The organism is Methylobacterium sp. CCH5-D2 (assembly GCF_001556475.1).
GTDB lineage: Bacteria > Pseudomonadota > Alphaproteobacteria > Rhizobiales > Beijerinckiaceae > Methylobacterium > Methylobacterium hispanicum.
Window position 1 is genome coordinate 1 of the sequence record NZ_LSIX01000986.1, and the last position, 4,958, is coordinate 4,958.

Consider the following 4,958-nt stretch of genomic DNA (forward strand, 5'->3'; position numbering starts at 1 on the left):
AGGTAGGAGGGGGCGGCGCCGGCCGGGGCGGGGCGCTCGGCGGTCTTCGTGCCGTTCATCACGACGCCGACGATGCGGTCGGCGATGCCCGGGCAGGTGGTGAAGGCGTGCTCGACCGCGTCGCGCCGGGTCCGGCCGCCGCGCACCACCAGCACGAAGGCGTCGATCAGCTCGGAGACGACCCGCGCATCGACGGCCGTGACCACGGGCGGGACCTCGACGAGCACGTAGTCGTAGTGCTGGCGCGCCTCGGCGAGGAGCTGCCGCAGGACGGGCGAGCCGAGGATCTCGACCGGGTGGTTGGGAACCGCGCCCACGGTGCCGGGCAGCAGGTGGAAGCCCAGGCGGCTCGCCACGACGCACTCGGCGAGCGGGCGACGCTCCGTGACCGCGCGCGCCAGGCCCGGGCCGGGATCGCCCTCGGCGAGGTCGGCGAGCCCGGCCCCGTGCAGGTTGGCGTCGATGACGAGGACCCGGGCGCGCATCTCGACGAGGAGCACCGCGAGGTTCGTCGCGAGCGTGGTCTTGCCGTCCTGGGCGTTGGCCGAGACGATCCCGACGACGCGGGAGGTCTCGCGATGCAGCGCCTGGTCGATCGAGACCTTCGTGGTGCAGAGCGTTTCCAGCACGCTCGGCGAGCCGGACCCGTTCGCGATGAAGAGCGGGACGGGCAGGCGCCGGCCGCGCCCTCCTGAGCCGTCCGTCCCGTGCCGGAACGCGCGCCCGCGGGCCGGGCAGCCGGCCAGGGAGCCGAGGAACGGCTGGCCGAGATCGTGCGTGACCTGCTGGGCCCAGCGGATCCGCCGGTCGGATGCGTCCCGCAGGAAGGCGGCCGCGACCCCCGCGCCGAGCCCGCCGATCAGCCCGAGCAGCAGGATCAGCGCGGATTTCGGCCCGCTCTTGGTGAGCGGCGGCAGCGCGGTCGTGACGATGCGCGCCTCGGTCACCGGCATCGACTGCTGCTGCAGGAAGGCGCTCACGCGCGTGACGCGGTTCTGGAGCGCCTCGTAGTTGCCCTGCGCCTCCTGGGCGGCGCGCTCGAGCGCGCGCTCCCGGTCGGAGGCCGGCCCGGGGGCCGCGCCCTCCGCGTCCTGGCCCTGGAGATCCTGGATCTGCTTGTCGATGAGCGTTGCCCTGAGCGCGGAGGCGGCGACCTCCTTGCGGCGCGCCTCGATGCGCTGGTCCAGCCGCTCGCCGAGCGCGCGCAGCACGCCCGCTCCCGGTGCAGGCCCGCGCTGCTCCGCCACGAGGCGGGACAGGTCCGCGTCGCCGAGGCGATCGATCCGGGCGAGGGTGTCGGCGTCGGGGTTGCCCTGCGCGAGGGCGGCGGCGAGCTGCGTCATGCGCTCGAGATCCGCCCGGGCACGGGCCAGCGCCTCGGCGGCGCCCGGCCGCGATCCCTCGCGCTCGGCGCGCTCGGCGCTGCGCGCCGCGTTCCTGTCGCCCCCGCCGGCCCGGAAGGCCGCCAGGGCGGCGTTGGCGGCGTCCAGCCGCTCGCGAACCTCCGCGAGACGGCGCTGCATCCAGTCCGTCGTGCGCTGGCTGGCCTCCATGCGGCCGCTGAGCTGGTCTTGGATGTAGGCCTCGGCCACGGCGTTCGCGATCGCGGCCGCCTTGACCGGATCGAGGCTCGTCGCCGTGATTTCCGCCAGGATGCTGCGCCCGGCCCGCGCGACCTTGACCTTCCGGCCGAGCGCGGCCGCAGCGGCCTGCCGCTTGTCCGTCCGCACGGCGCCCTGCGGGCTCGGGTCGAAGACCGACACCAGGCGATCGATCGTGGCGCGGAGGAAGGACGGCTCCGATCCGACGAATTCGGGATCGCCCGTGAGATTGAGCCGATCGACGACGTCGAGGGCGATCTTGTCGGACTTGAGGATCTCGACCTGGCTGTCGACGACGGCGGGATCGATCGTCATCTCGGACGCGACCGTCCCCGGCGAGGGCGGCGTCAGCTTGGTGTCCAGGACGACGCTTGCCATCGAGGTGTAGGTCGGCGCGGTCAGGCTCGCGTAGGCGGCGGCGATCGCGAAGACGATCACGGCGACGAGACCCACCGTCCGGCGGCGGCGCAGCGTCGCATCGACGATGTGCGCGATCGTCCACGAGCGCGGCCGCGGCTCCGGCAACGGGCTCGGCCTCGCGCCGGTTTGGAAGGCGAAGCGGTCAGGATTGATGTTCATCGGACGTCTCAGATCCTCCGAGCGGCATGACCGGACGAGCGTGTGCGGTCCGGCCGACGGCCGGACCGCGTGAAATCTCAAAGCTTCGCCACGCGGCCAGCAAGGATTGCGGACCTGACGATGAGGCAACGATTTTCCTACCGGCGTCGCGTTCGGTCGCGATCCGGGTGCATGTCTAACGCTGTTCAAGCACTGACTAGCGAAAGCAGAGGTTGTTTCCCCTGACGATGCGCGCAGCTCGATCGAAGATCGACTAGGTTGTCGTGTGCACCTGCACAGCTGCTGTGACTGGAAACTGACGGACTCCAGCGGACAGCGCAAGTGGATGACGAACGAACCCGAGTAATGAGCCGGACTAGTCATAATCGCAGCAGAGGCGCGACGATTTTTTTTGGAACGCTTTGGTTACAAGCTGAAGTGGCGCCGGCCGCCGAACGCCTCCCGAGGGCAGGAGGCTTTTTGCTGCGGTGCAAGGCATTTGGATCCCCTGCGGCGTCGCGCGATCCGGGTTCCTGACCCTCGCCGCCGACCGCGAGCGCGCGGTTTCGGGCCGACCACCCGACCGCGAGCGGCGCTTGAGCCATGCATAAAATGCAAGTCAGATTTTCTCTTTATGCATGGCAAAACTGATTTCCAAGTTAACGTTTTTCTGCGCCATGCGCGCCATCCTGCAAGATCGTTCCGGTTGGGGCACGAGATAACCGAGGTTTGGCAGTGAGTTCACGTCTCGTTGATCGCTCCAGACGACGGTGCCGGCACCGGGTCGGCGCTCCAGGGTAGGGATTTCACTGTGCCCACGACGGCGCCAGACAGGCTGACCTGATGCGCCAGGAGGCAGGCCGCCGAGGCGGCCGATTCGGGCGTACCGCTACCGGCGGAACGGAGGGCGCAGGCGTCGTCCACGCGGATGGGTTACGGCCTTCGCGCTTACGCAGGTGCGAGGTGAAACCCAGCGACCCGGCGGCGCCGACGCCATACTCAGCAACCTGAAATTGATCCAACGCGCGCACGAGGTCGTCTTTTTCTGGACTGGACAAATCGTGCGCGTGCCACACTATAGTTGCGTGACCGGAGCGCGATCGCTGGCGGTCGCGCATGAATTGCTTCCTGACGCAGCGACGGCTTTCGAGGAAGACCGTAGCCCGTTCACCATTCCGATGGTGACCGCCCGCGATGCGCCGGGCGCTGGCGGACGCACACCACGGGGTCGAGCGGGGCGAGGCGGGAACCGGGGACGGGCCCGACGCGGACGCGGCGTTCCGGGACACCGGCGCGCCGTGCGCCGGAGCCGGGGCGGGCGCCCGTCCGGGACATGTGGCTGACTGAGGAGCCGGAAACGATGAGTGACGTCGAGAGCAATCGCCCGGTCGGCCGCCGGCCCCTTCGGACGGGTGTCCTGCGCCTCGCGCTGGCCGCCGCCGTCGGCCTCGCGCCGCAGGCCGGGCAGGCGGCCTACCGCCTCGCGCCGGGCGACAGCCTGGCGGTCGAGGCGGTATCGGTGCCGGAGATGAAGGCCACCAGCGTGATCAGCATGGACGGCCAGGTCTCGATGCCGCTCGTGGGTCAGGTGCAGGTCGCGGGCCTCACCCTGGCCGAGGCCCAGGCCAAGATCCAGGCCCTCCTGCCGACGAAGGAGTTCCGGCGCCGCACGAACGAGGGGCGCGAGTTCCCGGTGATCCTCTCGCCCTCCGAGATCACCGTCACGGTCGACGAGTACCGGCCCGTCTACCTGAACGGCGACGTCGCCCAGCCGGGCGAGCAGAAGTTCAAGCCCGGCATGACGGTCCGGCAGGCGATCTCGCTGGCCGGCGGCTTCGACCTGCTGCGCTTCAAGATGGACAACCCCTTCCTGCAGCTCTCGGAACTGCGCGAGAAGCACAACCGGGCCTGGGTGCAGTACGCGCGCCAGCAGGCGGTGATCGCCCGGCTCCGGGCCGAGCTCGACGGCAAGAAGGATGTCGATGACCGCGCGCTGAAGGACACGCCGCTCGCCCCCTCGATGACGGCGGAACTGCTCGACGTCGAGCGCGGCATCCTCAAGTCGAAGAACCAGGAGGCGTCCAAGGAGAAGGCCTACCTCACCGCGGCCTCCCAGAAGGAGGGGGACCGCGTCCGCGTGCTGACCGAGCAGGAGAGCCGCGAGAAGGAGGGCGTCCAGGCCGACGCGGACGAGTTCAAGCGCAGCCAGGACCTCTACGAGCGCGGGACGATCCCGACGAACCGGCTGACGGATTCGCGCCGCTCCCTCCTCTTGTCATCGACGCGGGCCCTGCAGACGACCGCGACGCGCGCGGCCACCGAGCGCGAGAAGGACACCTTCGACTACCGCCTGCAGCGCGTGGACGAGGCGCGCCGGCTGGAGGTGATGAAGGAACTGCAGGACGCCAACGTCCGGCTGGCCGAGATCCGCGGCACGCTCCAGAACACCAGCGAGCAGCTCCGCTACACCGGCATGGTCAAGTCGCAGCTCGTGCGCGGCCTCGACGGCGACCCGGCCCTCGTGATCGTCCGCAAGGACGGCAAGCAGGCCCAGCGCATCACCGCGTCGAACGACACCGAGCTTCAGCCCGGCGACGTGGTGGAAGTCGCCCTGCAGTTCGGCGAGGCCGCCGAGGTGCCGACCCGCTGAGGGCGCCGGGCCGCGACGACCCGCCGGCCCTGCATCCCGACACCCTGCATCCCGATACCTCCCGCACCCCACGATCGATCAAGACCGGAGAGACGACCCGCGATGTTTCCGACGCCGCAAGCTGCGCTTTTGCCCAACACGTTCGGGTT

At 70.3% G+C, this 4,958-nt stretch carries 2 protein-coding genes; one reads left to right on the plus strand and one right to left on the minus strand.

Annotated elements, in window-relative coordinates; translation table 11 throughout:
- The coding region (locus tag AX737_RS26690) for a Wzz/FepE/Etk N-terminal domain-containing protein (protein WP_066926758.1) at positions 1 to 2,180 on the minus strand (2,180 nt) is incomplete at its 3' end.
- A gap of 1,339 nt (positions 2,181 to 3,519) precedes the next feature.
- Between AX737_RS26690 and AX737_RS26695 the strand changes: the two genes are divergently transcribed.
- Positions 3,520 to 4,809, plus strand: a complete 1,290-nt coding sequence (locus AX737_RS26695; protein WP_066926760.1) for a polysaccharide biosynthesis/export family protein — start codon at positions 3,520 to 3,522, stop codon at positions 4,807 to 4,809.
- Positions 4,810 to 4,958: the final 149 nt, after the last annotated feature.

Coding starts and splice junctions, on each gene's coding strand:
- AX737_RS26695 (WP_066926760.1), top strand. CDS start 3,520: ATGAGTGACGTCGAGAGCAATCGCCCGGTCGGCCGCCGGCCCCTTCGG.